General features: G+C 63.4%; 1 protein-coding gene. It reads left to right on the top strand.

Going from position 1 to position 1,403, the window contains the following annotated elements; all coding sequences use genetic code 11:
• Window positions 1-1,403, top strand: a 1,403-nt coding sequence (istA, locus tag RHODMAR_RS26765) for an IS21 family transposase (protein WP_042940592.1), incomplete at both ends; no start/stop codon positions are given.

Below are 1,403 nucleotides of genomic sequence, written 5' to 3'. Positions count from 1 at the left end.
TGGGCTGCGGACGATCGCCGAGCACGCCGGTGTGGACCGTAAAACGGTCCGCCGATATGTCGAGGCGGCTCGAGGTGCGGGGCTCGAGAGAACGCACGACGCCTCCGCGATCGACGACACGTTGATCGGAACGGTCGTCGAGGTGGTGAGACCGGACCGGCCGCACGGTCACGGCGCGGCATGGGAACAGCTCGTTCCCCATCAAGACCAGATCACCAAGTGGGTGGCCGGTGATGGTGAACAGAAACCGCTCACGATCGCGAAAATCGAAGTCCTCCTTACCCGTAAAGGGTGCGTGGTGCCGTACCGGACATTGCATCGATTCGCCACCGAGCGGTGCGGTTTCGGCCGCAAAGACCTCACAGTCCGCGTTGTCGACGGAGATCCCGGGATCGAATGCCAGGTCGACTTCGGATATCTGGGGATGCTGACCGACCCCGAAGACGGGCGGGCCCGCAAGGTGCACGCTCTGATCTTCACCGCGGTCTACAGCCGACACATGTTCGTGTGGCTGAGCTATTCACAGACGTTGGTGGCGGTCATCGCCGGATGCGAAGCCGCGTGGAAGTTCTTCGGCGGCGTGTTCGCGGTGTTGATCCCTGACAACCTCAAACCTGTGGTCACCGCCGCAGATCCGATCACGCCGCGGTTGAGCGATGGCTGGCTCGACTACAGCAGCCACGTCGGGTTCATCACCGACCCCGCGCGGGTGAGGTCGCCGAAGGACAAACCGAGGGTCGAGCGCACGGTGCAGTATGTGCGCGGAAACTTCTGGGCCGGTGAACGATTCAGTAGCCTCTCCCAGGCGCAGGAGGCTGCGGTGCGGTGGTGCAGCAGTACCGCGGGTATGCGTATTCACGGCACGACATGTGCCCGGCCGCTCGAGGTGTTCGACGAATCTGAATTACCGGCGCTGCTTCCGGTGCCTCCGGAGTACGACGTGCCAATCTTCAAGGACGTCAAAGTCCACCGCGACTTCCACGCGGAGATCGGGCGGGCACTGTATTCGTTGCCGCAGCAGTGGATCGGCTCGACACTGTCGGTGCGGGCCGACACCGAGCTGGTGAAGTTCTACCACCGCGGCACGCTGGTGAAAATCCACCCCCGACAGCCCGCGGGTGGGCGGAGCACCGACCGCAACGACCTACCCGAGCACAAGTCCGACTACGCATTACGCGATGTCGCCTCACTGATCAGAACCTGCACCTCGCACGGACCGAACATCGGGATATACGCCGAACGGATCCTCGACGATCCGCTGCCCTGGACGAGGATCCGCAGTGTCTACCGCCTTCAGGGGTTGGTGCGTCGTTACGGAGCCGAGCGGGTCGAACAGGCCTGCTCGCTCTCGTTGGATCTCGACGTCGTCTCGGTCACCAAGATCGCGTCCATGTTGGAGCGGG

Origin of the sequence: Rhodococcus sp. AW25M09 (assembly GCF_000333955.1) — a bacterium.
GTDB lineage: Bacteria > Actinomycetota > Actinomycetes > Mycobacteriales > Mycobacteriaceae > Rhodococcoides.
The sequence above is the reverse complement of the archived record's forward strand: the minus strand, read 5'-3'. Positions and strand labels throughout refer to the sequence as shown.